Here is a 3,989-nt window from a genome sequence, read left to right as displayed (position 1 = left end):
AAGCCCTTTATTTAAAAAAATATCATTGAAATCACTTATTCCTTGTTCTGCTTCTTGATTGCTGATTTTTGGAATAATAACTTTAATATCCGAAAATTTTTGTTGAATTTCTTTTACAGTTTCCACGCCGACATTAGAAAGACCTTTTAATTCTCTTTTTTTATCATTATCGGCTATTAAGGTAATAGGAGTGTTTTGAAATTTGTTTTTTAGGGTTTCAACGATTTTTGATAAGTTTCCAGCATCTATACCCATTATTACAGGTTTATTGAGTGCTTTGTGTATGGTTGCTGCAGTGGCAAAACCTTCTGCTATGATAAATTCTTTACAATGTTCTAAACTTTTTGCACCTATTATATGAAAACAACCGGTTTTTTTTGCAGAATATTCAATACCTTGCTCTTTTTCTTCTTTAGTTTTAATGACACCTATAATCTTGTCGCCATTTGGGAATATTCTTTGCACAGACCATAACTTGCCATTTTCATCTTTTAAAGGAATGAGTAAAGAACCTCTGCTGTCTTGCTTAAGATAAAAATTTTCTTCAAAACCTTTTTTCTTTAAATAAGGATGATTTGAATGAGCCCAATTAGCTTGATTGTATTCTTCTTCAATTTTTAATGCTGTTTTTTTCTGAAGTTCTAAAATATCTTGTTTAGTATTATTGCTTATAGAATTATTGAAGTTTTTTGGACTAGGTACTTGATAACTTACAATATTTTGTCTTATATTCTCTAAAGGCATTTTCCAATTTTCTTTAATACCTGTTTTAAAATTTTGAATAAAACCAGCAGGATATTCATCCAAAAATCCACTATATGCCCCACTCATTTCTCTACCTCTATCTGTTGTGGTTTTTACTCTGTGGATTTTGCCATCCATGATAGGTAAGCCATCAACGATTAAACCTTGATTTTCTAAAGCAGATTTAAAAGTAGTTAAAACTTCATTTTCATCAAATGAAAATTCTTTTTTTTGGTGTGGATAAAGCCATTGTGAGAAAATATTCTTATCTAAGCTTTTTGGAGCAAACCATTTTTTTTCTTTTTCATCCCACATTGCCCCTAATGATTTTACTTTTTCTTTCTCTTTAAATGAGACATAAAGATAAATTCTTTTCTGTGGCATTGTATATCCTTTTAATTTCCTTTAATATTATTATTGCTATAATTGCAAACGAAATTCAAAGGGCTTCCTAGTAGCCCCCACCTTTTCTATCTTAATAATATTCCAAAAATTTTTCGTTAAATGTTTTAATTAAATCACTTAAGAATAAATCTATTTTTTGCGGATCTACTCCTATATGAGTGTTTTTAATCTTTGTTGTTAATCTTGGATAATGTTTTCCATTTTTTTCTGTTGTTTTTAAAATATTTTCCCAATGATAACTTCTATTTCTCAGATTTTGCAATAAGCTAAGAACAATATCAACCTTATGCGTATTTCTAAAGCGTAATTTTACACCATTTTCAAAAAAGAAATTTCTATTGTGTTGATTGTAATTTCTAAAATTGATATTTTTTACATCCATTATAAAATTTTGTAATTTATTTTCTTTAATGAGATAAATAATAGCTCCTAAGCTTATACGAGAAAGATATTGATGATGAGATAAATTTCTATTTTTTTCTCTATATTCAATTTCATCTTTAGCTTTTTTAATTTTTTCATCATTAGAATTTTTTATCCAATCATTATCTTTCTCTGATAATTTATTATCAAGTTTATTTCTAAGAATAATTTCTAATGTTACAATTTTTGGAGTGATTTTTCCTACAAGTTTAAGGTTATCATAATGCTTTACAATATCATCATTATAGGAAGATAATCTTATTTGAGAAAACAGATCATTAAAATTTGTTAGATTATTCATTTTTTGCCTTGATCGAGAATATGTTTTTTCGTTGCTAATTTCTTTATCTAGTAAAACTTTATTTAGTTTTTTTTGAAAAATTCATTCATTTTTTCTTTTAACAGTATTGATTTTTAGTTATCTATTTAGCAAAATAAAAAACAATAATTAATTACCATTTTTATTTTTATTAATAAAAACGGATGAGAGAATATCAATATGTTCTAATAAACCTTTTTTGATTCGAGTTTCTGGAAATCTCATAGTATCTAATTGCACAATAAGCCCTTCTTTTCTAGCGTGTTTTACAGCAGAAACAAAATCGCTATCCGAAGTAATTAAAATGATTTTTTTCACTTGGTGTTTATTTGCTAAAGTTGCAATATCAAGTCCTATTTTCATATCTACACCTTTTTGTTTAATATCTATAACAAAATCTTCATTGCTTAGTTTGCTAACTGTGTAGAGGTTTTTTAAATTTATCATAATCTTTGAATTTCCATTGAAATAAATTTTCATCAATTTCACCTAATCTTACAGCAAAATACGGTTGCTTTCTTAGATGTTTTAATAATTCACTTCTAAATTTATAAATTGTAGTTTTGCTTAAATTTTTAGATTTATTAGTTTTTTCTATAGGATGCATGGGAACATTTTTGTCTAATGGTTCGCAATCATAAATATAAACTCTATATAAATAGTCTTCACTTCTTCTAAGAGTTTCCCACACATAGCCTTTTAATCTTTTGGCTAATTCTGTGGCTTCCATTGTTTTAATGCTTTCAATAAAAAAGAAAGATCTACAAGAACAGCAGTCTTTTTTGGTTGAATTATAGAAAATTCTGTATCTTTATTGGACAAATCCATAATATGTAGTCCTATTTGCTAAATCTTGAAGGCACAATGAGTCGTCATTTTAAATATTATGCAAAAAGAACCCTCTATGTGCTAATGATGCTGTAATTCTAACATAAAAACATTAATAAGAACTTACTTAGATATAAGCAACTCATTTTCTTCTCCTTGTGTAAATTCTAATTCTATTAAGTCAAATAAATTTCGACCACCATAATATTTTTCATCTTCAATTTGTCTTTTTGTTTTACGCATTTGTATCCTTGTAGTTTTGTTTTTTGCAAGGATATTTTAACATTTTTAGTTATTAATATTTAAAGCTCTAGCCTCTTTTAAAATCAATTTTCTTATATAAGTGCCATATTCACTAACTAATTCTAACTCCATTAGCTTTTTTAAAATATTCATTTCTTGTTCATTTAGTCTGCAAACTACTAAATTATCTCTTCTTAATTTTTGATCTATAGTTTTTCTTCCAGCCGATTTTTTATCGGCTTTCTTATAGGTTTTTTGAGAACTTGTTTCAGAGTTTAAAGCTTCTGCTATTGTAAATGGTTTTTTTTCCATTGTTATTTATCCTTTCTAATAAAATCTAAAAGTCTTTGATATTCATTGAAAAAGTTTGTATAACTTAATCTTGAAAGATTGTTTTCGTTATAAAGCTCAGTGAAAGAAGCTCCGCTACTCATAGAATTTTCAATTATTTTTGAAAACTTAAAGAAAAAAAGATTTAAATCTGTAAAATTACTTTCAAGAGTTTCGCAAATTTGGTTTTTTTCCTTTTCATCTCTATAATCTGTAACCAAAATACAAATTCTATTATCGTTGCCTATTTCGTTTAAAGTTTCTAATGTTCTTAGCAATGAATTATAATTACTTGTACAAGGAATAATAATCTTATTGCTTTCTTTAATAATATCCAATACTCCTTTTTCTACAAATCCACCAAAATCATAAACACAATTGTCTATTTTTTTTGGGGTTGGTAAAATTTTTGCTTTTTCAGGATAAATTCTTTCTATAATGGAATTGTCATTGCTTTGCAAAAAATATCCTAAATCTTTAGCAATTGAAAAAGCAAAAGGAGTTTTTCCAACACCACCTTTTTTATTTACAACAGATACTATCATAAAAGAAATCCTTTTTATAATTTTGTATAACATTATATACTAATATTTATTAATAAATAATAAAAATAAATAATATTTATTTTTGTTTCTTTGTATTTTTTAGTGATAGTTTTGTTTTATATTCTAAATAATCTTCTAAATGTGTAGGTAGC

The 3,989-nt window shown here is 26.0% G+C and carries 6 protein-coding genes; all 6 read right to left on the bottom strand.

The window, feature by feature from the left end; genetic code table 11:
- Positions 1-1,128 (bottom strand): DUF5710 domain-containing protein (locus tag H2277_RS08700; RefSeq protein ID WP_337201926.1); only part of this gene is annotated, 1,128 nt, incomplete at its 3' end.
- Between the two features lie 91 nt (positions 1,129-1,219).
- Positions 1,220-1,873, bottom strand: a complete 654-nt coding sequence (locus tag H2277_RS08695; protein ID WP_337201925.1) for a hypothetical protein — start codon at positions 1,871-1,873, stop codon at positions 1,220-1,222.
- A 147-nt stretch (positions 1,874-2,020) separates the two neighbouring features.
- Positions 2,021-2,371, bottom strand: a complete 351-nt coding sequence (locus tag H2277_RS08690; protein WP_337201924.1) for an NYN domain-containing protein — start codon at positions 2,369-2,371, stop codon at positions 2,021-2,023.
- Complete coding sequence (locus tag H2277_RS08685) at positions 2,307-2,621, bottom strand: hypothetical protein (protein WP_337201923.1); 315 nt, start codon at positions 2,619-2,621, stop codon at positions 2,307-2,309. The genes H2277_RS08690 and H2277_RS08685 overlap by 65 nt, the downstream gene beginning before the upstream one ends.
- Before the next feature lie 386 nt (positions 2,622-3,007).
- The gene (locus H2277_RS08680; protein ID WP_137621235.1) at positions 3,008-3,274 is read right to left on the bottom strand and encodes a hypothetical protein; all 267 of its coding nucleotides are present in this window, start codon (positions 3,272-3,274) and stop codon (positions 3,008-3,010) included.
- A 2-nt stretch (positions 3,275-3,276) separates the two neighbouring features.
- A complete protein-coding gene (locus H2277_RS08675; protein ID WP_337201920.1) occupies positions 3,277-3,837 on the bottom strand; it encodes a hypothetical protein in 561 nt (186 codons plus the stop codon).
- Positions 3,838-3,989: the final 152 nt, after the last annotated feature.

This window comes from Campylobacter sp. W0014, assembly GCF_020135975.1.
Lineage (GTDB): Bacteria > Campylobacterota > Campylobacteria > Campylobacterales > Campylobacteraceae > Campylobacter_D.
The sequence above is the reverse complement of the archived record's forward strand: the minus strand, read 5'-3'. Positions and strand labels throughout refer to the sequence as shown.